Source organism: Actinoplanes palleronii (assembly GCF_016862315.1).
Classification (GTDB): Bacteria; Actinomycetota; Actinomycetes; order Mycobacteriales; family Micromonosporaceae; genus Actinoplanes; species Actinoplanes palleronii.
This window is the reverse complement of record NZ_BOMS01000024.1, coordinates 37,648-62,681: the sequence shown is the minus strand read 5'-3', so window position 1 is coordinate 62,681 and position 25,034 is coordinate 37,648. Positions and strand designations below refer to the sequence as shown.

The 25,034-nt window shown below is 68.7% G+C and carries 19 protein-coding genes and 1 pseudogene; 16 read left to right on the top strand and 4 right to left on the bottom strand.

Annotated elements, in window-relative coordinates; translation table 11 throughout:
* The first annotated feature begins 16 nt into the window (after positions 1 to 16).
* Positions 17 to 514, top strand: coding sequence for a hypothetical protein (locus Apa02nite_RS09140; RefSeq protein ID WP_203824661.1), 498 nt, complete (start codon positions 17 to 19; stop codon positions 512 to 514).
* Between the two features lie 78 nt (positions 515 to 592).
* Here the strand turns inward: Apa02nite_RS09140 and Apa02nite_RS09135 are convergent, their stop codons facing one another.
* Positions 593 to 1,801, bottom strand: coding sequence for a DUF349 domain-containing protein (locus Apa02nite_RS09135; protein WP_067689372.1), 1,209 nt, complete (start codon positions 1,799 to 1,801; stop codon positions 593 to 595).
* Positions 1,802 to 1,987: 186 nt separating this feature from the next.
* Between Apa02nite_RS09135 and miaA the strand changes: the two genes are divergently transcribed.
* Genes miaA through Apa02nite_RS09120 form a run of 3 tightly spaced genes read left to right on the top strand, consistent with a single transcriptional unit; the run spans position 1,988 to position 4,484 of the window.
* Complete coding sequence (gene miaA / locus Apa02nite_RS09130; RefSeq protein ID WP_239164213.1) at positions 1,988 to 2,893, top strand: tRNA (adenosine(37)-N6)-dimethylallyltransferase MiaA; 906 nt, start codon at positions 1,988 to 1,990, stop codon at positions 2,891 to 2,893.
* 8 nt (positions 2,894 to 2,901) lie between these two features.
* Entirely contained in the window at positions 2,902 to 3,747 is an 846-nt protein-coding gene (gene dapF / locus Apa02nite_RS09125; protein ID WP_067689775.1) for a diaminopimelate epimerase, read from the top strand.
* A complete protein-coding gene (locus Apa02nite_RS09120) occupies positions 3,747 to 4,484 on the top strand; it encodes a glycerophosphodiester phosphodiesterase (RefSeq protein ID WP_203824659.1) in 738 nt (245 codons plus the stop codon). Before dapF ends, Apa02nite_RS09120 begins: the two co-directional genes overlap by 1 nt.
* Before the next feature lie 27 nt (positions 4,485 to 4,511).
* On the opposite strand, the gene Apa02nite_RS09115 is transcribed toward Apa02nite_RS09120, so the two are convergent.
* Positions 4,512 to 5,972 carry an NAD-dependent malic enzyme gene (locus Apa02nite_RS09115; protein WP_203824658.1) on the bottom strand — a complete coding sequence of 487 codons (1,461 nt, stop codon included), beginning with the start codon at positions 5,970 to 5,972 and terminating at the stop codon, positions 4,512 to 4,514.
* Between the two features lie 151 nt (positions 5,973 to 6,123).
* Here Apa02nite_RS09115 and hflX point away from each other — a divergent pair, with 151 nt between their 5' ends.
* Complete coding sequence (gene hflX, locus Apa02nite_RS09110) at positions 6,124 to 7,530, top strand: GTPase HflX (protein WP_067689384.1); 1,407 nt, start codon at positions 6,124 to 6,126, stop codon at positions 7,528 to 7,530.
* A gap of 102 nt (positions 7,531 to 7,632) precedes the next feature.
* Complete coding sequence (locus tag Apa02nite_RS09105) at positions 7,633 to 9,390, top strand: hypothetical protein (RefSeq protein ID WP_203824657.1); 1,758 nt, start codon at positions 7,633 to 7,635, stop codon at positions 9,388 to 9,390.
* Positions 9,391 to 9,548: 158 nt separating this feature from the next.
* On the opposite strand, the gene lexA is transcribed toward Apa02nite_RS09105, so the two are convergent.
* Entirely contained in the window at positions 9,549 to 10,358 is an 810-nt protein-coding gene (gene lexA, locus Apa02nite_RS09100; protein ID WP_067689390.1) for a transcriptional repressor LexA, read from the bottom strand.
* A 254-nt stretch (positions 10,359 to 10,612) separates the two neighbouring features.
* Here lexA and Apa02nite_RS09095 point away from each other — a divergent pair, with 254 nt between their 5' ends.
* The 9 genes from Apa02nite_RS09095 to Apa02nite_RS09055 all read left to right on the top strand — a co-directional run bounded on the left by Apa02nite_RS09095 (position 10,613) and on the right by Apa02nite_RS09055 (position 22,928).
* Positions 10,613 to 10,750: a hypothetical protein gene (locus Apa02nite_RS09095; RefSeq protein WP_157441349.1), complete on the top strand. Its 138-nt coding sequence runs from the start codon at positions 10,613 to 10,615 to the stop codon at positions 10,748 to 10,750.
* 340 nt (positions 10,751 to 11,090) lie between these two features.
* Positions 11,091 to 11,612, top strand: coding sequence for a transcriptional regulator NrdR (nrdR, locus tag Apa02nite_RS09090; protein ID WP_067689778.1), 522 nt, complete (start codon positions 11,091 to 11,093; stop codon positions 11,610 to 11,612).
* A gap of 54 nt (positions 11,613 to 11,666) precedes the next feature.
* The gene (locus Apa02nite_RS09085; protein WP_203824656.1) at positions 11,667 to 14,576 is read left to right on the top strand and encodes a vitamin B12-dependent ribonucleotide reductase; all 2,910 of its coding nucleotides are present in this window, start codon (positions 11,667 to 11,669) and stop codon (positions 14,574 to 14,576) included.
* A 148-nt stretch (positions 14,577 to 14,724) separates the two neighbouring features.
* Positions 14,725 to 16,089, top strand: a complete 1,365-nt coding sequence (locus Apa02nite_RS09080; protein WP_203824655.1) for a site-specific integrase — start codon at positions 14,725 to 14,727, stop codon at positions 16,087 to 16,089.
* Positions 16,089 to 17,933, top strand: a complete 1,845-nt coding sequence (locus Apa02nite_RS09075) for a hypothetical protein (protein ID WP_203824654.1) — start codon at positions 16,089 to 16,091, stop codon at positions 17,931 to 17,933. Before Apa02nite_RS09080 ends, Apa02nite_RS09075 begins: the two co-directional genes overlap by 1 nt.
* Positions 17,930 to 20,170: a hypothetical protein gene (locus Apa02nite_RS09070; protein WP_203824653.1), complete on the top strand. Its 2,241-nt coding sequence runs from the start codon at positions 17,930 to 17,932 to the stop codon at positions 20,168 to 20,170. The genes Apa02nite_RS09075 and Apa02nite_RS09070 overlap by 4 nt, the downstream gene beginning before the upstream one ends.
* Positions 20,167 to 20,697 carry a hypothetical protein gene (locus tag Apa02nite_RS09065; protein ID WP_203824652.1) on the top strand — a complete coding sequence of 177 codons (531 nt, stop codon included), beginning with the start codon at positions 20,167 to 20,169 and terminating at the stop codon, positions 20,695 to 20,697. The genes Apa02nite_RS09070 and Apa02nite_RS09065 overlap by 4 nt, the downstream gene beginning before the upstream one ends.
* 475 nt (positions 20,698 to 21,172) lie before the next feature.
* Positions 21,173 to 22,078, top strand: coding sequence for a hypothetical protein (locus tag Apa02nite_RS09060; RefSeq protein WP_203824651.1), 906 nt, complete (start codon positions 21,173 to 21,175; stop codon positions 22,076 to 22,078).
* 286 nt (positions 22,079 to 22,364) lie between these two features.
* Positions 22,365 to 22,928, top strand: coding sequence for an SAF domain-containing protein (locus Apa02nite_RS09055; RefSeq protein ID WP_203824650.1), 564 nt, complete (start codon positions 22,365 to 22,367; stop codon positions 22,926 to 22,928).
* Between the two features lie 169 nt (positions 22,929 to 23,097).
* On the opposite strand, the gene Apa02nite_RS09050 is transcribed toward Apa02nite_RS09055, so the two are convergent.
* Entirely contained in the window at positions 23,098 to 23,622 is a 525-nt protein-coding gene (locus Apa02nite_RS09050) for a hypothetical protein (protein ID WP_203824649.1), read from the bottom strand.
* 178 nt (positions 23,623 to 23,800) lie between these two features.
* Between Apa02nite_RS09050 and Apa02nite_RS09045 the strand changes: the two are divergent.
* Positions 23,801 to 24,975 (top strand): annotated as a pseudogene (locus tag Apa02nite_RS09045) (MFS transporter).
* The last annotated feature ends 59 nt before the right edge of the window (positions 24,976 to 25,034 follow it).

The following is a 25,034-nucleotide window of genomic DNA, read 5'->3' as shown; positions in this document are numbered from 1 at the left end:
GCGGCAAGGGGGAACGATGATTCGCATCGGGGTCACGGGCCACATCGGGCTCGAACCGTCCGCCCGCCGGCTGATCCGCGGCGCGATCGTGAAGGAGCTACGCAAACACCGTCCGGTCCACGGCGTCACCTGCCTGGCCGACGGCGCCGACCGGATCTTCGCCGAAGCGGTCCGCGCCTGTCGCGGCACCTTCGAGGCGGTCCTGCCGGTCCCGGAGATAGGCGCAGCCCCGGAGGAGGACCGCGACCTGCGCGACCTGCTCCGGCACGCCACCGACGTCACCAAAATCACCGTGCCGGGCCTGCCCGAGCTGTCCTACGAGGCCGCCAGCCGCGAGGTGGTGGAACGCTGCGACCTGCTCCTGGCAGTCTGGGACGGCAGCCCCGAGGGCGCCCGAGGCGGCACGGCGGAAACGGTCGCCTTCGCCGTCTCCCGTGGCAAAACCGTCGAACGCATCTGGCCGGAAGGCGCCCGCCGCCTGCAGATCTCCCCGTTCCCCCTCCCGGTGGGCTGATCAGCGACTCTGACCTAGCCCGGAGACGCCGCAAGGCGGCGGCCCCGGAGGGCCACCGCCTTGCCGAGAAGTGATTTCTCAGTTGGCCTGTTCGGCCAGGGCCAGGAACTGCTTCTTGGAGGCGAGCGCCTGCTCGGCCTCCTTGATCCGCCGGTTGTCGCCGGCGGCCTTGGCGCGCTCCAGCCGCTGCTCGGCCTCGGCGACCTGGTCGCGCATCTGGCGCAGCAGCGGGTTGTCCTGCGGGCTGGTCTTGCGCCACGCCGAGTCCATCGCGACCCGGATCCGCTCCTCGGCGGCCCGCCAGCGGCGGTCCAGGCCGGCGGCGGCCTCGCGCGGCACCCGGCCGGCGTCGTGCCAGGCGGCCTGGGCGTCGCGCAGCTTGTTCTGCGCGCCACGCGGGTCGGCGTCGACGTCGATGGCCTCGAGGTCGGTCAGGATGGCCTGCTTGCGGTCCAGATTGCCCTGGAACTCCGCGTCGCGGGCCGAGAAGACCTCGCTGCGGCGGGTGAAGAACGCGTCCTGCGCGGCCCGGAAGCGTTCCCAGAGGCGCTGCTCGGCCTCCTTGGCGGCGCGGGGTGCGGCCTTCCACTCGGTCATCAGGTCCTTGAGCCGGTTGGCCGTGCTGGACCACTCGTCCGAGCCGGACAGCGTCTCGGCTTCCTTGACCAGGTCTTCCTTGGCGGTCTGGGCCTGCTTGCGCTGCCCGTCCAGGGTGGCGAAGTGCGCGCCCCGACGCCGGGTGAAGCCGTCGCGGGCGGCGGCGAACCGCTTCCACAGCTCACCGTCGGTCTTCTTGTCGACGCCGCGGATGGTCTTCCACTCGTCGAGGATCTCCTTGAGCCGGTCGCCGGCCGTCTTCCAGCCGGTGGCGTCGGCGGCGAGCTTCTCCGCCTCCTCGACCAGCGCGGTCTTGCGCGCGAGGGCCTCGGTGCGGGCCACCTCGCGGGCGGCCTTGGCCTCGCCGGCCTTCTCCTCCGCCAGGGCGGCCAGCTTGTCCAGCCGGGTCGAGAGACCGTCGATGTCGCCGACCACGTGCGCCTCGTCCAGCGTGGCGCGCAGGCGCTTCACGCTGGTCTGTGAGTGGGTCGCATCCGCCGCGCCGGACTTGAGACGAGCCTCGACGAGCTCGACCTCGGTCAGCAGGTCCTCGAATCGCCGGGCGAAGTGGGCCAAGCCCTCCTCCGGGGTCCCGGCCTGCCAGGAGCCGACCACCCGGTCGCCCTCGGCGGTCTTCACGTACACGGTGCCGTCGGCATCCACGCGCCCGAAGGCCGTCCAGTCGTTCATGAGCTCATCCTCGTTCTCCCGGCGCCGAAGGGCCAGTACAGACCCGCGGCCACCGCCACAGCGCAGTGGAATGCCAACCTTCTCAGTGGCATTCTTTCTCGCGCATTGTCACAGGTCCAACCCGGTTAGGGGAAAGCTCCCGCCGACGACCGTGACACAACCTTGTCCTACGGTTGGTCCGTGCCGTTGCGTCCGGGTTCTCGAGTGGTCACCGTCGTCGGGCCGACAGCGGCGGGAAAGTCCGCGCTGAGCATCGCACTCGCCCAGGAGTGGGGCGGTGAGGTGGTCAACGCCGACTCGATGCAGCTGTACCGCGGGATGGACGTCGGCACCGCGAAACTGACCCCGGCCGAGCGCGCCGGTGTCCCGCACCATCTGCTCGACATCTGGGACGTCACGGTCACCGCGGCGGTCGCCGAATACCAGGCGCTGGCCCGGGCCGCGATCGACGACATCTTCGCCCGGGGCCGGGTGCCGCTGCTGGTCGGCGGCTCCGGGCTGTACCTGCGGGCGGTGCTGGAGGAGTTCGAGTTCCCCGGCACCGACCCGGTGATCCGGGCCCGGCTGGAGGCGGAGCTGGCCGAGACCGGTCCGGCGCCGCTCTTCGCCCGGCTGCGGGAGCGCGACCCGGTCGCCGCGGAGAAGATCCTGCCGTCGAACGGCCGCCGGATCGTCCGCGCCCTCGAGGTGATCGAGCTGACCGGGCTGCCGTTCACCGCGGCGCTGCCGGATCCGAAGCCGTACTACGACGCGGTGCAGATCGGGGTCGAGCGCGACGTGGCCGGGCTGGACGAGCGGATCGCGCAGCGGGTCGACCTGATGTGGGCGGGCGGGCTGCTGGACGAGGTGCGCGCGCTGGACGCGGCCGGCATCCGGGACGGCCGGACCGCCTCCCGGGCGCTCGGCTACCAGCAGGCGCTGGCCCAGCTCGACGGCACGATGACCGAGGCCGTGGCGAAGGACGACACGGTCCGCGGCACCCGCCGGTTCGTCCGCCGGCAGCGTTCCTGGTTCCGCCGGGACCCGTCGATCACCTGGCTGGACGGCGCGGCGCCGACACTCCTGGCCGATGCCCTGGCGATTGCGGGATGATGGTCGGCGTGTTTTTCACCAAAGGTCACGGCACCTCCAACGACTTCGTCATCCTTCCCGACCCCGACGGCGAGCTGGACCTGACGCCGGCGCTGGTCGCCGCGCTCTGCGACCGGCGGCGCGGGATCGGCGGCGACGGCGTGCTGCGGGTGGTCCGCTCCGCGAAGCACCCGGCGGGCGCCGGGCACGCCGCCGAGGCCGAGTGGTTCATGGACTACTGGAACAGCGACGGCTCGATCGCCGAGATGTGCGGCAACGGGGTCCGGGTCTTCGCCCGGTATCTGATCGCCAACGACCTGGCCACGCCAGGCCCGGCGGGCCTGCCGGTGGCGACCCGGGCCGGCGTCATGACCGCCGTGGTCGAGGGGGAGACGATCAGGGTACGGATGAGCACCCCCAGGACGTACGCGGGAAGCACCGCCACGATCGGCGCCCTGACCATCCCGGGTCTCGCCGTCGACTGCGGCAACCCGCACCTGGTCTGCGGCCTGCACGACGGGGTCCAGCTGGCCGGGCTCGACCTGACCACCGCCCCGCTGGTCGACAAGGCGCTGTTCAGCTCCGGGGTGAACGTCGAGTTCGTCGAGGCCGCCGAGGACCTGCCCGGGGTGGACAAGCACGTCCGGATGCGGGTGCACGAGCGCGGCTCCGGCGAGACGATGTCCTGCGGCACCGGCGCGCTGGCGGTCGGCGCGGTGGCGCTGCGCGAGGCGGGCCTGACCAGCGGCTCGGTCGCGGTGGACGTGCTCGGCGGCCGGCTGGTGATCACCTGTGACGAGTCCGGCGCCTGGTGGCTGGCCGGTCCCGCGGTGCTCGTCGCCTCGGGGGAGACCGACCTGGTGGCGCTGAGCTGATGCTGCATCGAGTCGCCCACCGCGGGTATTCCGCGGTCGCACCGGAGAACACCCTGCCCGCCCTGGCCGCCGCGGCCCGGGCCGGCGCCACGTTCGTCGAGTTCGACGTCCGGGTCACCGCCGACGGCGTGCCCGTGGTGATCCACGACCGGACGGTGAACCGGACCACGTCCGGCACCGGCCGGGTCTGGGACCTGCGAGCCGACGAGATCGCCGAGTTGGACGCCGGCTCCTGGTTCGGCCCCGGGCACGTGGGCCTGCGGGTGCCGACGCTGACCGAGGCGCTGGAGGTGCTCCGGCCGACGAGCGCCGAGCTGCTGCTGGAGATCAAGCCGCCGGCCACCCTCGACGAGGTGAAGACGGTGCTGGCCGCGCTCGCCGAGTACGACCTGCTGGACCGCACCGTGGTGCAGAGCTTCGACGCGGACGTGGTGCGCAAGGCCCGTCAGGTGGCCCCCGAGGTGCGCCGCGCCCTGCTGCTGTTCCGCTTCGACGCGGAGACCGTGGAGCTGTGCCGCGAGCTCGGGCTGACGTACTGCAACCCGTCGGTGGCGGACGTGCTGGGTGCGGGCGGTGCCGCGACGGTGGCCGCGCTGGCCGAGGTCGGCGTCGGCGTGATGCCGTGGACGGCCAACGACATGACCCGCTGGCCGGCGCTGGCCGACGCCGGGGTGGCCGGGCTGATCACCGACTACGTGGGCGAGTTGAACGGGTGGGCCTCCGGGGCACGGGGCTGAGTCCGTACCCCGGAAGCCGTTGATCCTTTAGAAGGTCGTCTCGGGCGCCTTGTCGAGGTCGGACTCCGGCGCGGCCGCGGGGTTGGCCGGTGCCGGACCGCCGCGGACGACCGCCCGGATCGCGGCCGCGACCGCGGGAGTGACCCGCGGGTCGAACACGCTCGGGACGATCACCGTGGGGTTGAGCTTGTCCTCGCCGACCACGTCGGCGATCGCCCGGGCCGCGGCGAGGGCCATCTCCTCGGTGAACTCCTCGGCGGCGGCGTCCAGCATGCCGCGGAACACGCCGGGGAAGGCCAGCACGTTGTTGATCTGGTTGGGCTGGTCGGACCGGCCGGTGGCGACGATCGCGGCATGCTTGCGGGCCTCCCGCGGGTCGACCTCCGGGTCCGGGTTGGCCATCGCGAACACGATCGACTTGTCGGCCATCTTGGCGATGTCGTCGCCGGTCAGCAGGTTCGGCGCGGAGACGCCGATGAAGACGTCCGCGCCGACGATCGCGCCGGGCAGGTCACCCGAGTAGTTCGCCTCGTTGGTGTTGTCGGCCAGCCACTGCATCGACTCGTTCAGGCCGGTCATCCCGCGGTGCAGGGCGCCGTTCCGGTCGTAGGCGATGATGTCGCCGACACCCTGGCGCATCAGCAGCTTCATGATCGCGGTACCGGCCGCGCCGGCGCCGGAGACCACCACGCGGACGTCCTCCATCCGCTTGCCGACCACCCGCAGCGCGTTGGTGAGCGCGGCGAGCACGCAGATCGCGGTGCCGTGCTGGTCGTCGTGGAAGACCGGGATGTCCAGCTCCTCGCGCAGCCGGGCCTCGATCTCGAAGCACCGCGGCGCCGCGATGTCCTCCAGGTTGATGCCGCCGTACGCCGGGGCGATCGCCTTGACGATCTTGACGATCTCGTCGGTGTCCTGGGTGTCCAGGACCACCGGCCAGGCGTCGACCCCGCCGAACCGCTTGAACAGCGCGGCCTTGCCCTCCATCACCGGCATCGCGGCGGCCGGGCCGATGTTGCCCAGGCCGAGCACCGCGGAGCCGTCGCTGACCACGGCCACGGTGTTGCGCTTGATGGTGAGCCGGCGGGCGTCCGCCGGGTTCTCCGCGATCGCCATGCAGACCCGGGCCACACCCGGGGTGTACGCCCGGGACAGCTCGTCCCGGTTGCGCAGCGCGACCTTCGAGTTGACTTCGATCTTGCCGCCCAGGTGCAGCAGGAAGGTCCGGTCGGAGACCTTCCGGACGTCCACGCCGTCCTGGTCCTCGAGCTGCTTGACGACCTGGTCGGCGTGCCCGGAATCGGCGGTGTCGCAGGTCAGGTCGACCAGGACCCGGGTGGGGTCGGAGTCCACCACGTCCAGCGCCGTCACGATCGCGCCGGCCTCGCCGACACAGGTGGTGAGCCGGCCGATGGACGAGGCGTCCGCGGTTACGGCAATACGGATCGTGATCGAGAATCCTGCGCTCGGCAGGCGGGTGGTCACCACGGTTGTCCCTCCGACGTTGGTGGGGTGAGCAAAGGAATTGTCGCTCGCGTGGAATGTTCGATTCGTTTGCGGTGGTTACTCATGAGTCAGCCCCGGTTATGTGGATGCGCTCGCCTCCGTGACGTGCCACGATCGGGCGGAGGAGGCACTTTTGCGAAACACGTACCAGGCACCCGTCCTTGACGAGCCGGACCTGACGAGCGGCGACCTCGAGCTTGCGGAGCGGCACTCGCTCCGGCGGGTGGCGGGTCTCTCCACCGAGCTGACCGATGTCACCGAGGTCGAGTACCGCCAGCTGCGACTCGAACGCGTCGTGCTGGTCGGCGTCTGGACCGGAGGCAGCGTCGAGGACGCGGACAACTCGCTCGCCGAGCTGGCCGCCCTCGCCGAGACCGCCGGATCCCAGGTCCTCGAGGGCCTCATCCAGCGGCGCAGTCAGCCCGACGCGGCCACCTTCATCGGCCGCGGCAAGGTCGACGAGCTGCGCGACGTGGTCGTCGCCACCGGCGCCGACACGGTCATCTGCGACGGCGAGCTCTCGCCGTCCCAGCTGCGCAAGCTCGAGCAGCAGATCAAGGTCAAGGTGGTCGACCGGACCGCGCTGATCCTCGACATCTTCGCCCAGCACGCGAAGAGCAAAGAGGGCAAGGCGCAGGTCGAGCTGGCCCAGCTGCAGTACCTCCTGCCGCGACTGCGCGGCTGGGGTGACTCGCTCTCCCGTCAGGGTGGCGGCTCCGGTGGTTCCGGTGGCGGCGTGGGCACGCGTGGTCCCGGTGAGACCAAGCTGGAGACCGACCGCCGGCGGATCAACACCCGCATCTCGCGGCTCCGTCGTGAGATCAAGGCCATGCGGACGATGCGCGACACCAAGCGGTCCCGCCGTTCGGCGAGCGGGGTGCCGGGCGTGGCCATCGCCGGTTACACCAACGCCGGCAAGTCCAGCCTGCTGAACCGGCTGACCCAGGCCGGCGTGCTGGTCGAGGACGCGCTCTTCGCCACGCTCGACCCGACCACCCGGCGGGCCGCCGCGGAGGACGGGCGGGTCTACACGCTCTCCGACACGGTCGGGTTCGTCCGGCACCTGCCGCACCACATCGTCGAGGCGTTCCGCTCGACGCTGGAGGAGGTGGCGATGGCCGACCTGGTGGTGCACGTCGTCGACGGCGCCCACCCGGACCCGGAGGGTCAGGTCAGCGCGGTCCGCGAGGTGCTCGGCGAGGTCGGTGCCGACAAGATCTCCGAGCTGCTGGTGATCAACAAGATGGACGCCGCCGACGAGGAGACCGTGCTGCGGCTCAAGCGGGCCTGGCCGGACGCGGTGTTCGTCTCGGCGCGCAGCGGCGCCGGCATCCCGGAGCTGCAGGCGGCGATCGCCGAGCGGCTGCCGCGGCCGGCGGTGGATCTGCGGATCCTGCTGCCCTACGACCGGGGTGATCTGGTCGCCCGGGTGCACCGGACCGGGCAGGTGCTGCAGTCGCGGCACCTGGACGACGGCACCGAGCTGCAGGTCCGGGTGGATGAGCGGCTGGCAGCGGAGCTGGAATCATACCGTTGCTGACAGTGATCGGTGCGACGTGCGAAAACAGACACCTGGTGACCTTTGACCAGGCTTGATCCACGCGTCATACCGATGGGGGACGCCGCATGCGACACTGTGCGGATGCGGCGTCTCGTGTTCTCGATCGTGCTAGGTGTGGGCCTGGTGGGGATCGGTGGCACCGGCGCGTTCGCCGCTGACCCGACGCCAACGGCGACGGTCAGTGCCAAGGCGACGCCCGGTAAGAAGATTTGCAAGATCCAATCCCCACTGCTCGACGAGGTCTCCGGCCTGGTCGCGACGAAGAGTGGCTTCATCGCGATCAACGACAGCACGAGCGAGGACCGGCGGAAGGTCTTCTTCCTCGACGCCGAGTGCAAGGTCAAGGGCACCCCGGTGCTCTTCGACGGTGCACCCCTCGACTCCGAGGACATGATCGTCTCGCCCAAGGACGGCTCGATCTGGATCGCCGACACCGGCGACGGCGGGATCCGCACCGGTGAGAACCCCCGGCCGACGGTCGCGCTGTGGAGCATGCCGGCCAACGGCAAGAAGAAGCCGGTGATCCACCGGCTCAGCTACCCGGACGGCGACGCGCACGACGCCGAGGCTCTCCTGATGGGCAAGGACGGCACGCCGTACATCGTGACCAAGGAACTCGGCACGGCGTTCATCTACAAGCCGTCGGCCGCGCTCAAGACCGACAACAAGACCGGTGTGCCGCTGACCAAGGTCGGCGAGCTGTCGGTGCAGGCCACCGAGACCGCGGGCAACTCGTTCGCCAAGGTCTTCAACCGGGTGATCACCGGCGGGTCGGTCTCGCACGACGGGTCGAAGGTCGTGCTGCGGACGTACACCGACGCGCTCGAGTGGGATGTCAAGAACGGTGACATCCTGGCCGCGCTGAAGAACAAGCCGCGTACCACCGGGCTGCCGAACGAGCCGTTCGGTGAGGCGATCTCGTACAGCGCCGACGACAAGTCGTTCTTCACGGTCTCCGACATGAACGGCGACAAGGAGACCGCGAACTGGATCCGGCAGTACGAGCCGGCCACCACGGTCGCGACGGTCTCCAAGAAGCAGTCCGGTGCCGGCGCCGAGGCGGCGTGGTATTCGGACCTGAGCGTGGACGACATCACGTACATGGTCGGCGGGATCGGCCTGGTCGGCCTGATCCTGGTCGCCTCCGGGGTCTTCGGCATCGTCCGGTTCCGCAAGCAGCACCCGGCCGGGATGGACGTCGACAAGGCGCCGAGCGGCGCGCTCGACCCGGTCGATCCGGCGACCGAGCTGATCGGGGTGGGCGGTCCGCCGCAGCGTCCCGGTGCCGCTTACGGCGGCAACGGCCCGGTGTACGGCGCCAAGTCCGGTCCGCCGGCCGGCGGCGGGCAGCCACGCCCCGGCACGTACGGCGGCGGCGCTCCCCAGTACGCCCGCCCGTCCGGTGGCCAGCCGCAGCAGCAACCGCCGCGTCCGCCGCAGGGCCAGCCCCCGCGCGGCCCGCAGCAGAACCCGCAGCAGCGTCCCCAGCAGGGTCAGCCGCCGCGTCCGCCGCAGGGCCAGCCGGCCCGCGGCCCGCAGGGACAGCCGCCGCGTGGCCCGCAGCAGCCGCGGTCGCCGCAGCCACCGGCTCGCGGCCCGCAGCAGCCGCCCAGCCGTGGCGGTGGCGCCGGTGGTGGCGTCTACGGCGGTCAGCAGGGTGGCGGTCAGCGTCCGCCGCAGGGTGGCCAGCCGCGCCCGCCGCAGGGTGGCCAGCGTCCGCCCCAGGGCGGCCAGCAGCGTCCCCCGCAGGGCGGTCAGCGTCCGCCGCAGGGTGGCCAGCCGCGTCCCCCGCAGGGTGGCCAGCGCCCGCCGCAGGGCCGCGACGACGACCGTCGCTGATCAGACGTGAAAGGCCGGCGCCCCCGTGGGGGTGCCGGCCTTTTTGTTGTCCGTGCCCCGCCTGACGGCCGGGACCGGCCGCCGCCTCGCGTCGCCTCACGGGCGGGACGCGGCGCGTCGCCTACGGACGGGACCCGATTGGTCGTACCGGAAAAGGGTTAGACCCGGCGCAGGACAGCGACCACGCGCCCCATGATCGTCGCATCGTCGCCCGGGATCGGGTCGAAGGCCGGGTTGGCCGGCATCAGCCAGACGTGGCCGTCGCGCTGGCGGTAGCTCTTGACGGTGGCCTCGCCGTCGATCATCGCGGCCACGATGTCGCCGACCTCGGCGGTGGGCTGCTGGCGGACCACCACCCAGTCACGGTTGCAGATCGCCGCGTCGATCATCGAGTCGCCCTTGACCTCGAGCATGAAGACCTCGCCCTCGCCGACCAGCTCGCGCGGCAGCGGGAAGAAGTCCTCCACCGCCTGCTCCGCGAGGATCGGGCCGCCGGCCGCGATCCGGCCGATCAGCGGCACGTAGGCCGGCTGCGGCCGGGCGGCCCGCAGGCCCTCGTCGTCGACCAGCTCACCGGGGGAGCGGACGTCGACGGCGCGAGGCCGGTTCGGGTCGCGGCGCAGGTAGCCCTTGGTCTCCAGGGCCTTCAGCTGATAGGCCACGCTCGACGGGGAGACTAGGCCGACGGCCTCGCCGATCTCCCGGACGCTGGGCGGGTAGCCGTATTTCTCGCCCCACTCGCGGATGAACTCGAGGATCCGGCGCTGGCGGGCGGTGAGGTCGCTGGCGACCGGCTCGGTCATGCTGCCGACCGCGGTCACCGAGCGCAGCTGCGGGGCGTCGGCGGAGCGGGCCCGGCTCGGGGTGCGGCGTCGCATCGCGGCCGCGGCGCCGCCGGCCTCGGGCGCGGCGGTCGGTTGCTGCCTGGTCGGTTGCTGCTCTCGGCTCGTGCGGTCGTCGGTCGACACGTCCGCCCTCCCTGTCGGCCAGTGCCTGTCGGCACGTGGTGCGTCGCGGAGCCGGACGTCGCCGTGGGGATGGCGTTTGGTCCGGCTGACCCCTCTTGACAGGAAACCGTAGTAGGCGGGTGCGACATATTCAAACATCTGTACGAGATTCTCCCGGCGTGTCGCCCGTCAGGACTGGATTTTCGTACTCCCGTTCTGATAAACCGTCGTACGGGCGTTCTATCGAACGGGTGTCCGAGAGAAAGGGAACAGTCATGCTCACCAGTGGTGCGCGACACGCCGAACCCGCTCTGCGGCTGACCCGGCGTGGCCGGTTGGTGCTGCTCGGCCTCTTCTTCGCGATGGCCACTCTCGCGAGTGTCGTGTTGTTCACGGCCGCCTCGCAGGCCTGACGCCGCGTGCCCGATGGGGCGCCACGTCATGGTCGTGCCCGGTTCACCCGGTAGCGGCAACCGGTTTCCCGACCCGCCGGGTGATCACGCGTTCACCTGGGGTGATGAGGTGCAGAATACGGCGCGTCGGCACGTCGTTTGACTTGCATCGGTGTCCGCACCGGCATAGCGTCTTCCCCAACATGTAGTGGTTGCACAGATGCAAGTCGTCCACAGGTTGGGTTTTCACTCCCCGGTTTTCCATACGTTCCCGCACAGCCGCGCCGATGCTCATACCAGGCGAGGCTGTGTTTCGGCGTGTCCGGAAAGCCCCGGGTGAGCGGTGAAGGGGGAGATCGCGGTGCGTTGCCCGTACTGTCGGCACGCGGATTCGCGTGTCGTGGACTCGCGTGAGGCCGACGACGGTCAGCTGATTCGTCGCCGCCGCTCGTGCCCGGAGTGCGGCAAGCGATTCACCACGGTCGAGGAAGCGGTGCTCGCGGTGGTCAAGCGTAGTGGCGTGACCGAACCCTTCAGCCGCACGAAGATCATGAGTGGGGTGCGCAAGGCCTGCCAGGGCCGGCCCGTCGACGAGGACTCCATCGCGCTGCTCGCGCAGCGGGTGGAGGAAGCCGTCCGGGCCCGTGGCGCTGCCGAGCTGCCGAGCCACGAGGTCGGTCTGGCGATTCTCACGCCCTTGCGTGAACTCGACCAGGTCGCCTATCTCCGGTTCGCCAGCGTCTACAAGTCCTTCGACTCGCTCGACGAGTTCGAGAAGGAGATCGCCGCACTTCGCGAGGCGCCGTCCGTCCGGGAAGCCGGCACGCGTCACCCGATCGCGCCGCGATCCGGCGGGTCCCGCGCACCCAAGATCAACGGCTGAACGACACACCAGAGCTAGACCTTCAGCGGTTTCTAAGAGGGGGAGCACGTTCATATGGCCGGAGACGGCATCACAGCAGGTCGCCAGCGCAGCCGGGCCAACGGCGGAAACGGCGTGGCGGCCGGGGGGCTGCGTGTGGAGCGGGTGTGGACGACGGCGGGCGTCCACCCGTACGACGAGGTGGAGTGGGAACGCCGCGACGTCGTCATGACCAACTGGCGTGACGGCTCGATCAACTTCGAGCAGCGCGGCGTCGAGTACCCGACGTCCTGGAGCGTCAACGCCGCGAACATCGTGACGACCAAGTACTTCCGTGGCGCGGTGGGCACCCCGGAGCGCGAGTGGTCGCTGAAGCAGCTGATCGACCGGGTCGTGCAGACCTACCGCAAGGCCGGCGAGGAGTACGGCTACTTCGCCACCCCCGCTGACGCCGAGACGTTCGACCACGAGCTCACCTGGATGCTGCTGCACCAGGTCTTCAGCTTCAACTCGCCGGTCTGGTTCAACGTCGGCACGAAGTCGCCGCAGCAGGTCAGCGCGTGCTTCATCCTCTCCGTCGACGACTCGATGGACTCGATCCTCGACTGGTACAAGGAGGAGGGGCTGATCTTCAAGGGCGGCTCCGGCTCCGGTGTCAACCTGTCCCGGATCCGGTCGTCCAAGGAGCTGCTGTCGTCCGGGGGGACGGCGAGCGGCCCGGTCAGCTTCATGCGCGGCGCGGACGCCAGCGCGGGCACCATCAAGTCCGGTGGCGCCACCCGTCGTGCGGCCAAGATGGTCATCCTCGACGTGGACCACCCGGACATCGAGGAGTTCGTCTCGACCAAGGCGCGCGAGGAAGACAAGATCCGCGCGCTCCGGGACGCCGGCTTCGACATGGACCTGGGCGGCGCCGACATCGTCAGCGTGCAGTACCAGAACGCCAACAACTCGGTGCGGGTCAGCGACGAGTTCATGCGGGCCTACGAGGCCGGCACCGAGTTCGGCCTGCGCGGCCGGCTCAACGGCGAGGTCATCGAGACCATCGACGCCCGCAAGCTCTTCCGCGGCATCGCGAAGGCCGCCTGGGAGTGCGCCGACCCGGGCCTGCAGTACGACGACACCATCAACGACTGGCACACCAACCCCGAGACCGGCCGGATCACCGCGTCCAACCCGTGCTCGGAGTACATGTCGCTGGACGACTCGTCCTGCAACCTGGCCTCGCTGAACCTGATGAAGTTCCTCAAGGCCGACGGTGGCTTCGAGACCGAGAAGTTCGTCAAGAGCGTCGAGTTCATCATCACCGCGATGGACATCTCGATCTGCTTCGCCGACTTCCCGACCGAGAAGATCGGCGTCACCACCCGGGCGTACCGCCAGCTCGGCATCGGGTACGCGAACCTCGGCGCGCTGCTGATGGCGTCCGGCCTGCCGTACGACTCGGACGGCGGCCGCAACGTCGCCGCGGCGATCACCTCGCTGATGAACGGCACGGCGTACCGCCGCTCGGCCGAGCTCGCCGGTGTCGTCGGCGCGTACGAGGGCTACGCCCGCAACGCCGAGGCGCACCAGCGCGTCATGCGCAAGCACGCCGCCGCGAACGACGAGATCCGCCCGCAGGGCCCGGTCGCCACCGAGATCGTCCGCGAGGCGACCAAGCAGTGGCAGTCCGGCAACAAGCTCGGCGCGAAGCAGGGCTGGCGCAACGCGCAGGCGTCGGTGCTCGCGCCGACCGGCACCATCGGCCTGATGATGGACTGCGACACCACCGGCATCGAGCCCGACCTGGCGCTGGTCAAGTTCAAGAAGCTGGTCGGCGGCGGCTCGATGCAGATCGTCAACCAGACCGTGCCGCGCGCGCTGCGCAGCCTCGGGTACCCCGAGGAGCAGGTCGAGGCGATCGTCGAGCACATCTCCGAGCACGGCAACGTGGTGGACGCGCCCGGCCTGAAGACCGAGCACTACGCGGTCTTCGACTGCGCCATGGGCGAGCGGTCGATCGCCCCGATCGGCCACGTCCGGATGATGGCCTCGGTGCAGCCGTTCATCTCCGGCGCCATCTCCAAGACGGTCAACATGCCCGAGACGGCGACCGTCGAGGAGATCGAGGAGATCCACTACCAGGGCTGGAAGCTCGGCCTCAAGGCGCTCGCGATCTACCGCGACAACTGCAAGGTCGGCCAGCCGCTGTCGGCCGGCAAGGGCAGCAAGGCCACCGCGGCCACGCCGGTCCCGGCCGAGGTGTCCCAGGCGGTCGAGAAGATCGTCGAGAAGGTCATCGAGTACCGCCCGATCCGCAAGCGCCTGCCGAAGAAGCGCTCGTCCGAGACGGTCTCCTTCTCGGTCGCCGGCGCCGAGGGTTACCTCACCGCGTCGTCCTACCCGGACGACGGCCTCGGCGAGGTCTTCCTGAAGATGTCGAAGCAGGGCTCCACCCTGGCCGGTGTGATGGACGCCTTCTCGGTGGCCATCTCGATAGGGCTCCAGTACGGCGTTCCGCTGGAGACGTTCGTCAGCAAGTTCACCAACATGCGCTTCGAGCCGGCCGGCATGACCGACGACCCGGACGTGCGGATGGCGTCGTCGGTGATGGACTACATCTTCCGTCGCCTGGCGCTGGACTTCCTGCCCTACGAGACCCGCTCCGAGCTGGGCATCTTCACCGCCAAGGAGCGCACGGCCCAGGCGCAGGCCGAGGCCGCCGCCGAAGCCGCCGGGCTCGACCTGCCCGGGATGGCCGCGTCCGCCCCGGTCGCGATCCCGACCGGCTCGTCCACCGTCACGGTGGCCGAGGCGAAGGCGTCGACCACCCCGGCGGCCACGGCCGCCCCGGTCAGCGTGGGTTCCTCGACCGAGCTGCTGGAGCTGGTCACCGGGCACGCCGCGGATGCGCCGCTCTGCTTCACCTGCGGCACCAAGATGCGCCGCGCGGGCAGCTGCTATGTGTGTGAGGGCTGCGGCTCCACGTCCGGCTGCAGCTAAAACCGGGAAGTTTAGGCATGTCTCCCGTGACTGACTCCTAAGAGGAATCACTGGTTGACATCGCCCCTGGTGAAGCTCTGCAACAGATGCCTCCCATCCGAATCCGGGTGGGAGGCATCTGCTTTGGGCTTACGGGGAGAGGGTGGACATGTCGGTGAACGTCGTCACGCCGCGTCCCGTCGATCACGAACTGCTCGTGCAGATTCTCGGCGAACCACCACTACGTGTCGAGCACGTCGACAGCCCGTCCATCCTCGTCGACGGTCGCTACCACACGGCCGCGTCGCACTGGCTGCGCCGCAAACACCAGCGACGGCCGGTCATGGACACCACCGTCGCCCACGCCCGCCGACTCGCCGCCTGGATCGAGTACCTACGCGTCGTGCGGCACCGCATCGACCCCGCCGAGCACCGCAGTGACGTCTTCGTTGCCGACGAAGACGACCTACTCGCGTACTACCGTGCCCGGCAGTACGACCAGGACACGCAGGTTTCCTCCGCGACCTGGCAGGCCCAGCGCTCCACCATCAAGCAGTTCCACGAGTTCCTGCACCGCACCTACAACGTGCCGATGCCGTTCGACCTCGAACGCATCAACCTCCCCGACGGCCGCAGCGTTCAAGCAATCGCGGGCCTGAAGCCGCGCCGCCGTACCGGCAGCCGAGGCACTCCAATCACCCCGGGCTTCGCCGATCTGCTCGTCCAAGGCGCCCTGCGGATCGACCGGGACGGACTGCAGCACGACGTGCGAACCGTCGACCGCGATGCCGCTCTCGTCAGCCTCGGCCTCGCCGCTGGTCTGCGCCGGGAAACCCTGACCTACATTTCCCGGTACGAGATTCCGCCGCTGAGCAGCAACGACTTCACCACCATCCGGGTGCCGGACTTCATCACCAAGAACGACGCCGGCGGCGACGCGTTCGTCTTCTCTCATCGCCTCGTCCCGGTGCACCACTACCTCACCGGACATCGCGCCGAGCTCGTCGAAGGCGGTCGTCCCTACCGGCCTGCCGACGCCTTGCAGCTGACCGGCGCAGATGACGACACCTGGACCACGATCATCGAAGGCAAGGCGGTCCGCCGCCGATGGGTGGAGACTGATGCAGCCACCCGGCTACGCCTGGTTGACCTCGACGGCCGGTCCAGCCCACTGGCCTGGCTCGACCCGCGCACCGGCGATCCCGTCGGCTACGACACCTGCGGACGCATCACTGCGCGGGCCCGCGACTGGACGCGGGAACATCTGAACCCGAAGTTCCCAGCTTCGTTCCGGACCCACGACCTCCGGCACACCTACGCCACTCACTTGACCGTCTGCGTCTTCAAACAGGCTCTCGCCGAGTTCGTCGCTCCGTCGCTGGTCGACGCGTACACCCCGCACCGGGTCGGCGACGCAGTCGAGGTGGCCAAGATGAGTCTGGGGCACGCGAGCGAGGACTCCACCCAGCTCTACACCAGGAACGCGCACAAGTTCCTCAACATCCCGCTCGACGAGTTCCTGGGGCGGCGCTGATGGCTCACCGCACCCGTGGCTTCACCAGCCACACCTTCGACATCAAGAAGGTCCTCAGCGTCGACGTAGACGCCTTGACTATCGTCTACACCGACGCCGCCCACGCGGCGCCCCAGACCGCAAAGCTCGATTCTCGCCCTGTCACACAGGCGGGCCGGCAACTACTCGATGGCATGGTCAACAGCCTGCGCGTTTTCGGCGACGGCGACTGGGAGTCGTCGAAGGTGCTTTACGGGTGCTCCCGCAGCTGCACGCGCCTGCTCACCTCGCTGTCGAGGCGAGGCATCAGTGACTTCGCTGACGAGACCCTCACCCTCGACGTCCTGCGCGAGGTACTCGCCGACTTCGACGACAGCATGAAGCGGACGCTGAACAAGCTGCTCGGCCGAGTGCTACGCAAGCACCACCCCAAAGGCGGCCCGCTGGCCTACGCCCTCGCCAACACCGCCTACATGGTGAAGGACTCCGCGACCGAACCCTACGATGACGACGTCGCCAACGCGATCGAACAGGCGGCACGTGGCCGGTTCACCGAGGCGTACATCGCACAGCGCCAAGTGCTGGCCGACTTCGGGCTCGACGTCACCGGGCGGGGATGGATGACCGTTCCCGCCGCGGAAATCATCGATGACGCCCTTCGCCGGTTCCCAGACGCACGCACCGAAAGGCCGCCCCGCTACGGCGCGTCCCGTGCCGAGCTCATCGCTTGGTGTTTGCTGCATCCCGAAGTTTTCGGACACACTGCCGGCCGTCAGCAGCTCAATCCGCTCAGCGCCGCCATCACCAACGTCGGGATCGCGCTCCACCCACGTAACGATGTCCTCGTCGCTGGGCTGATCCTGCAGTGCCTCGCGGACGACACCGGGCTCAACCAGGCCACCATGCTGCGCACCGAGCCCACCGACCTGATCTACACCGGTGAAGAGCATGGCCTGCTGCTAACCGCCAAGGCCCGCAATCACAGCGAGGACAACCTGCCGGTCACCACCGAGTCCATGTTCTCGGCAGGAGGTATGGTCGCCACGCTCACCGCCCTCACCCGGTTCAACCGGCACTACAGGGCGGTCCACCTCACCGATGTTGACGCGAACGAAGTTCCCGACGTGGTCAACAAGATCTATGTCGAGCACTGGCGCGACTGCCAGCGCGCCGAGATCCTTACCAACAACCGGATCCATCACGGATGGCGCTACGCCGCCTTCGACCAGCACTGGAAGAACCCCGACATCACCCGTCTGGACCACGGACTGCGCTTCCGGGCGTTGCGCAACAAGTCGCTGGAACGTGGCATCAAGAAGAACCCCGACGCCGATGTGCACGGCCACGGCCGCCGCACCCGCCTGCACTACCTCGCCCACGTGCTTCCAGAGCACACGCTCGTCGCGCACGCTACCGCCGCCCAGGACGACATCGTTGAGCAGGCGCTCGCTCGCTTCGCGACACCTGTCAGCGCCGCGACGGACGGCACCGCCAGAGAACTGGCCGACGTCGACGAGAAGAAGATGCTCGACGTGGTCGTCGGCGTCTGCACCACCGGCGGCAACGACCCCGACGACACCGACACGCCGTGCTCTCTGGGTCTTGCGGCATGCTTCGTCTGCCCAAGGGGCTACCGCACCGCCGACCACGTCCCCGGGCTACTCGCCACCGTCGCGTTCACCGAGATCATCCGTGATAACGACCCCGACGAATGGGAGAACGGCGACGCGGGCCTGCTGCACTTCTACGCCGGCGAGTCTCTCGCCCAGTTCCCCGCCGCACTGGTGGAAACCGTCAGGTCAGCTACCGATCTGACCCCGCACATCCTCAACGTCAACGGCCTCTACACGGAGCTACGTCGATGACCTCAGCCGCCGGCTACGCCAACGTCCTACGATTGCGCCCGCCATCCGAAGACGAGACCAGCAAGGTCGTCGCCGATGACACCGACGTGCGCGCCCTCATCCCGCTCGGCTACGACATCGACCGACCTATCTACTTCATACACGACCGCTGGGACACCGCCGGCCACCCCGGCTGGACCAGCAAACACGGCTCGCAGACCGCCTTGGACTTCAGCGGCGTTCCAGTGCACTGGCGCACCGCCGCCAAGGAATGGATCCTGCTGCAACTGGACCCCGATCTTGCCCCGCGCTGGTCACCCGAGGACCCGATCGCCGTGTCCTGGCCGACCATCCAAGAGCCCACCAAGCTGGTCACAGCCCAAAGCAATCTCAAGCAGCTGCGGCTGGCGCTCACTGTGCTCGATACCCACCACATCATCACGCCGACGTCCGAAGACTGGGCCCGCGTCCGTGTCCTGATGCAACAGCCGCAGAGCCGACAGGAGAAACTCGCCGGAGCGCAACTCGCCGCTGGCACCTTGCGCGGTCGCGCCCAGCAGCTGCAGTCGCTCTGGTCCATCCGAACCATTGTCGGGCGGCCGAACCTGCTCGGCTCCGAACCGTTCGACGGGGAGGAGACCACAAGCCTGTTCGGCAGCGGTCACCGACCGAAGCGGAACCTGCGACGCCCGCACGAGGATGTCGGACGCTGCCTTGGCTTCGTGGCCTGGACGTTCGACCACATCGCCGATGACATCCTCGCGCATTCCCGCTGGTGGGCTGAGCACACGGTCGCCCCCGAAGATGGCCCGGGCAGCCAGCAGGAGGGCTATGACGCCATGTTCGACGTGGCCCGAGAGGTACATAGCCGCGTCGGGAAGCTTCCCGGCCGCCGCAACAGCACCGGCGGTCTCACCCTGGCCCACATCGCGCTTGGACTGCTCTGCGGCGCCCCCGACGCTGACGAGGCATTCCTCTGGGGCCGCTACGCCATGCGCCGCTTTCGAGAAGAGGACCTTGACGAGGGCGGCGGTAACCCCTGTGAACTGCCAATAGCCGAGGTTCCGCAGAGAGGCGGCACCGGCAAAACGGCCTGGACCCGACGGCTCCTACCCGTTCGCGACGAACTGCGTTTCTGGCAAAGCGCGCTAGTCTACTACGCGATGTACTACCTTGCGGCCACCTGCGGACTGCGGGACAAGGACCTCGCCTGCCTCACTCCGGGCTGCATCAAGCGCGAGACCAAGACCCGGCCCAACGGTGAGACCTACGAAGTGGTCACCATGCGCGGGTACAAGACCAAGAACCGGATGGCTCCTCACCGCACAACCTGGAAGGTCAACCATCGGATCGCGCGCATCATTGAGGTGATCGAGGAACTTCACCGCATCCACAAGATCACGCCGACGGCCAGCACCATCACCGGCGAGCCACTGCTGTTCGACGCCCAACTCATCACGTCGAACGTCCATCCCGCGCGGGATACGGTTCACCTGGACCTCAGCTTCATGGACTGGCTGATCAAGGGAGCCAAGCGTCTCCACGACCGCGGCGTCACACCCGGCGACCTTGCCGACGTCACCAAGGTGAACATCTCGCAAATCCGGATCACCGCGATCCAGGCCTACGCCTCCCGTGACCTCGGCAACGCTCTCGCCGCTCAGTTCGGACAGTGGAACCACCAATCGGTCGCCATGGGATACCACGCCGACGTTTACAAGATCATCCATCTCGCGGAACCCATGGACGCGCTGGAGCTGCAGCACGAACACATCGGGCGAATCATGCGCCGCGCTGCCCAAAATCCCGATGCCCTCCGCGGCAAGGGCGTCACCCGCTTGCAGCTGGCAGTGGAAAGGCAAGGTCCTGCGCTGTCCAACCCCGCTCCGCTCAGCTCCGCCCGGCTCAAGGCGGTCGGCAAGCGCAATCCCAACATTGCGGTCGGGCCGTACACGATCTGCGTTCACGCTGCTGAAGGGGCACTTTGTGGTGGCGAGGGGGCCGCCGACTTCCGGCTCTGTAGACCCTTCGAGTGCCGCAACTCCGCCATGACGCCCGGCCAACGCGCCCGCGTCGAGCTGCGCCGCCGCCTCGAACTCCGGATGCATCCCGCGTTGCATCGCAGCGCTCGCAAGATCGGTGAAGCGATGCCCGAGATTGTCGCCGAGTTCGCCGAGGTCAGCGACGACGAACTCGCCCGACTCATCGCCACGGAACTCGACGAGTACGTGGCCGAGGCGTTGGGGCTGGCGGAATGAGTGACGTCGACAGCCTGGAGACTCTGCACCTGGCGGCGGCTGCCTACGCGGCGACAGTACGCCACGACGCCGACTCCGCCGCCTTGAGCGAGCATCTCGGCAACATTCCAGTTCCGACGCGGCTCCTACTAGCAGCAGCGATCCTCGCGGCCGCCGACAAGCCCGTCTCTATCGTCAGCCTTTGCCAGGTCGCCGGCGTATCCCGCGGATCCACCTATAACCACCACAAAGAAGCGATGACGAGCATCCGCGAGAACATCCCGGTCCTCGTCAGGGCACAGCTTGCCGCCCTCGGCGAGACGCCGAGGGCGGCGGAGCTGTTCGACCAGGTTCGCGAGCGTGATGAGACCATCCGCGAGCTCCGCGCCGACCTTAAGAACGCCCGCCGTGAACGCAACACCGCACTCGCCTACGCCCGTGACCTGCACGAACGGCTCCGCCCGGAGTTCGACGCGATCGCCCGCGAGAAGCAGGAGAAAGTTCGCCACCTACGGCCGATTCGGGATGGAATCGAGCATGATGGTTGACTGATTTCGGGCCGAGTGAACCGATAAGAGAGAGTCCAACCTGGGCGCCGACACGCACGGCCGACAATGTGATCGACTTCGGTCGATGGGCTCCACGGCTTGACGCTGCACCTATAACTGTCTCACCCTCATGGCGAGGGTCGGACCGCGGCCCCGTGAGTCGTAGAGGGGTCCTGATGGCCCCAGGCAGCGTCCTGCTACCAGGAGACGCAGGAGAACCCGCCGAGCCGCCGGATGGCAGGCAGGTTATCGTCGCGTGCCCCGAGGCGGGTTGTGGCTGGCTGGCCGTGCTGCCGGAGGTTCCGCAGTCTTGCGAACGAAATTTCCGTCATGCCAGTCCCGTCATGCTCCGCGCGTGGCTGTTCTGCGACCACGACTGTTGGAAAGGGCCGTACACCGAGTATTACGTCTGTTCGGACAGCTCCGAATCTGAGCCCCATCAGGTCTTCATTGATCCCGAGCGATCGAGCTTCCTGTGATCGACAGTATGGTCGACCGTGCCGCCTCAATTCTCGAGCGGCGATTTCTGACTAACGCATTCCTGCCGGTTGTGTTGCTGCTCCCCATCGTTGGGTTGCCCGCGCTCGTCCAGTCGAGAAAGATTGATCAGCTGGTAGCCGAATGGTCTCAATTCTCAATCGGAATGAAGGCGTTCATCGTCGTCGGCTACTTCACGCTCTGCTGGTTCGGAGCGGTTATCTTGGCTAGTCAGTGGCGCAACATTGTGCGACTCTTCGAGGGTTACCCGCTTTGGCGGTGGCCCTGGATCGATCGGGTTGGCAAGCAGTGGCACGAAGCCCTCAGCTACCAGCTGGGTAAACGGGGCCGTCAGCACTGGTACTTGCAATACAGTCGCTACCCACCGCCGCGCGAGGTGCTGCCGACACGTCTAGGCAACGTTCTGCGGGCAGCCGAGCGCTATCCCGAGCAGCGCTATGGTGCCGAGATGATTCTCATCTGGCCGCGCCTATATCAGGTGCTGCCGCGCGATGCGATCGATGACGTTGAGGGTGCCCGGTCCTCCATGGAATTCCTGTTGGTATTGTCCCTATGGTTCACCGCATTCACCGCCACCGCGCCAGTAGCTGTAGTGCTTGTCAAAGGCGCACCACTGGTCGCCGTCGTGTGTTTCGCCGTCGGCTCGGCTGGTGCTTATGCCGCGTACCTTTCCGCGATCGTCGCGGCGGCGGAGTACGGTGAGCAACTGCGGTCGATCTTCGACGTCTATCGCCTTGAATTATTGCGGAGACTCAACCTGCCGCCCGTACACGACATCACCGAGGAACGCCGGCAGTGGCAGGCTTTGGGGGCACTGATCGGCCGACGTGTCTTGCCGACCTGGAAGTATGGCAATGGCGTGGCGGCACCAGAGGATTCATGACCGACAATACAGTGCTCTGATGAGCCCGACCGAGCCCGACCAGCCGTCCGCCGGTTCCCAACAGCCCGGGCCGCCCGACGTGCCGACCAACGTCTCCGTACCTGCAGAGACGGACGCTGTTCCAGCCAATGCGCCGGTATCTCAGTCGCCAAGGCCCGGGCTGACGGGGTCTCCGAGGCCCCTACTTCCAGGCACGAGGACTCGCGTGCCGAACGCCAGCCCGGCTGAGGTTCCCCCCGACCCTCGACGGCTGAAGGCAGGTCCGCTGTCGCGATTCCTAATCGCTGTGGCGCTGCTCGCTCTAGCTGGCGTGGTTTTCGCGAGCACCCGCGAGCCGCAGCAGGTTCCGGTATTGATCGCCGTTCGGGACATCGCGGCCTACCAGGTAATCACCGCCGACGACGTGATACTCGGCACGCGGGCCGCTGAGGGTCAGAACGATTACGCCACTCTGCCGGTTGAAGGTCGGCTAACTCTCACAGCCGTCACCAAAGATCAGCCGTTACGCCAGGGACAGATCGCACCTAACATCGCGAGCGTGCTTCCTGGAACGCTGACCGTGCACGGCTTCGCGGTCTCTCGGGCAACCGTGTTGAACGGGGGCTTGCGAGCCGGTGATCCTATCCAGATGCTGCTGGTTCGCGACGGAAGGCGACTTGCGTTGGTGGACAAGGGTGGTGCCACCATCGATCGCTTGAACGCCGTGGTGCTCGCGGTCGCTGGTGACAACGAGACACCGACTCTTGTGGTGGCACTGCGCGACGGGGATGCCAAGGCCAACGAACTCGCGATTGCTACAGGTACCGTGACGGTCTTCAAGGATCCGGCGGCGTCGCGCGTACCCCGGTGACTGACGAACTCGAAGAGGCGCTCCCTGTCTTGCAGTCTGGGATGAGATGCCGAGAATTTGGTTTCTAGGGAGACACCCGACGACGGGAGACACATCCCAAGTTCCCAGGAACAGCTAGGCGGTAAGCGTGGAACGGGCCGTGCGCGTCAGCGCACGGCCCGTCTGCGTCTCAGCGTTTCTGCGGGGTGTCCCGGAGCCAGCTGCCGAAGTCCACCGCGGTCCGCACCCCGTGCTCCAGCACCGCCGTGCAGACCTCGAACCCGCCCGGGTACTCCGGCCGGCTGTGCCACACCGACTTGATCGCCAGGATCGCCTGCCGCTCCTCGTCGGTCAGCCGCTCGGCCAGCCCGGCGTGCCACTCACTCGCCGCGGCGTGGTCGTCGTGCAGCCAGATCGACAGGTCCACACGCCAGTCGCCGACGGTGAGCGTGACGTGGTGTCGTGCATCCGGGCTTTGGTCACCACGCTCGTCCCGGTAGGCGAAACCGGTCAGCCCGGGGATCCCGACAGCCTTGCCGAGCAGCGCGACGACGTCGGCCGGGCTGAACTCCGGGCCGCCGAGCATCATCACGTCGAGGTCGCGCCAGACCAGCAGTCCGGACACATAGCTGCCGGTGGGCGTGATCGGTCCCAGCGGCTCCAGCAGCGCGAGCACGGATCGCGCCTCCGCCTGCAGTTCCTCGGGCCGGCCCATGTCGCCCTCCTTCCATATCCCTCGATGCGCCACCGGTCACGGCGGCGCGGATCCATCGATGCGCCGCGGCGAACCGGGGCGAGAAGATGTCGCTTCGCGCCCATTGTGGGACGCGGTCTTTCCGCCCCCGCTGCCGGGCTCACCGGAGCACCTCCGCTTTAACGTGTAAGTTCAGCCGGTGAGCAGCATCGACGTCCTCCCGGCCCGGGTGCAGACCGCCAAGATCGCGGTAGGGGTCACGTTCGCCCTGAACGGTCTCGCCATCGCCGGCTGGCTGGCCCGGGCCCCCGCGATCCGGGACGGGCTGGAGCTCTCCACCGCCGGGTTCGGCCTGTTGCTGCTCTGCATGTCCGGCGCCTCGGTCGCGTCGATCCCGCTGGCCGGCCCGCTGGTGCAGCGCGCCGGCCCGGCCCGTGCGGTGCTGCTGGGCAGCATGTCGATGGTGTTCGGCCTGGTCGCGCTGGCCACCGGCACGCTGCTCGGCTCGGTGGCGCTGGCCGGGTCCGCCCTGCTCTTCTGCGGTTTCGGGGTCAGCACCTGGGACGTCGCGATGAACGTCGAGGCGGCCGACGTCGAACGCCGCCTGCAGCGCACGATCATGCCCCGGTTCCACGCCGGTTTCAGCCTGGGCACGGTCGGCGGCGCCGGCGTCGGCGCGCTCACCGCGGCGGTCGGCCTGCCGGTCTGGGCCCAGCTGTACCTCACGGCCGCGGTCATCGTCGCGGTCCAGATCGTGGTGGTCCGCCGCTTCCTACCGCACGTCGAGCCGGAGCCCGGCGCCCGTCCCGTGATCACCGCCGGTCAGGTCTGGCGCGAGCCGCGCACCGTCCTGATCGGCCTGATCATGCTGGGGTTCGGCTTCACCGAGGGCACCGCCAACGACTGGCTGGCGATCAGCCTGGTCGACGGCTATCACACCGGCGACACCATGGGCGCGATCGGCTTCGGCGTCTTCGTGACCGCGATGACCGCGGGCCGCATGGTCGGCGGCCAGGCCACCGACCGCTGGGGCCGTGTCCCGGTGCTCCGCGTGACCGCCTTGGCCGCGCTGGCCGGCCTCTTGCTGGTCGTCTTCGGCGGTTCGATCCCGTTCGCCCTGGCCGGCGCCCTGCTCTGGGGCCTGGGCGCCTCGCTGGGCTTCCCGATCGGCATGAGCGCCGCCGCCGACGACCCGATCCGCGCCGCCATGCGCGTCTCGGTGGCCGGCTCCATCGGCTACGGCGCCTTCCTGGCCGGCCCCCGCTGATCGGCTTCCTGTCCGAACACTTCGGCCCCCGCAACGGCCTGCTCTGCGTCCTGGCCGCCCTCCTCATCGGCCTGGCCACCTCCCACGCCGCCAAGCCGGCCCCCTGACCGCAGCCGCCACCCGCGGACCGGTCTGTCGAACGGCCGGCAAAATCAAGATCAAATTC

What these genes read in the sequence shown, in the direction of transcription:
- Apa02nite_RS09140 (WP_203824661.1), top strand. Translation starts at nt 17, where the DNA reads ATGATTCGCATCGGGGTCACGGGCCACATCGGGCTCGAACCGTCCGCC.
- Apa02nite_RS09135 (WP_067689372.1), bottom strand. Translation starts at nt 1,801, where the DNA reads ATGAACGACTGGACGGCCTTCGGGCGCGTGGATGCCGACGGCACCGTG.
- Apa02nite_RS09120 (WP_203824659.1), top strand. Translation starts at nt 3,747, where the DNA reads ATGCTGCATCGAGTCGCCCACCGCGGGTATTCCGCGGTCGCACCGGAG.
- Apa02nite_RS09105 (WP_203824657.1), top strand. Translation starts at nt 7,633, where the DNA reads ATGCGGCGTCTCGTGTTCTCGATCGTGCTAGGTGTGGGCCTGGTGGGG.
- Apa02nite_RS09095 (WP_157441349.1), top strand. Translation starts at nt 10,613, where the DNA reads ATGCTCACCAGTGGTGCGCGACACGCCGAACCCGCTCTGCGGCTGACC.
- Apa02nite_RS09085 (WP_203824656.1), top strand. Translation starts at nt 11,667, where the DNA reads ATGGCCGGAGACGGCATCACAGCAGGTCGCCAGCGCAGCCGGGCCAAC.
- Apa02nite_RS09080 (WP_203824655.1), top strand. Translation starts at nt 14,725, where the DNA reads ATGTCGGTGAACGTCGTCACGCCGCGTCCCGTCGATCACGAACTGCTC.
- Apa02nite_RS09075 (WP_203824654.1), top strand. Translation starts at nt 16,089, where the DNA reads ATGGCTCACCGCACCCGTGGCTTCACCAGCCACACCTTCGACATCAAG.
- Apa02nite_RS09070 (WP_203824653.1), top strand. Translation starts at nt 17,930, where the DNA reads ATGACCTCAGCCGCCGGCTACGCCAACGTCCTACGATTGCGCCCGCCA.
- Apa02nite_RS09065 (WP_203824652.1), top strand. Translation starts at nt 20,167, where the DNA reads ATGAGTGACGTCGACAGCCTGGAGACTCTGCACCTGGCGGCGGCTGCC.
- Apa02nite_RS09050 (WP_203824649.1), bottom strand. Translation starts at nt 23,622, where the DNA reads ATGGGCCGGCCCGAGGAACTGCAGGCGGAGGCGCGATCCGTGCTCGCG.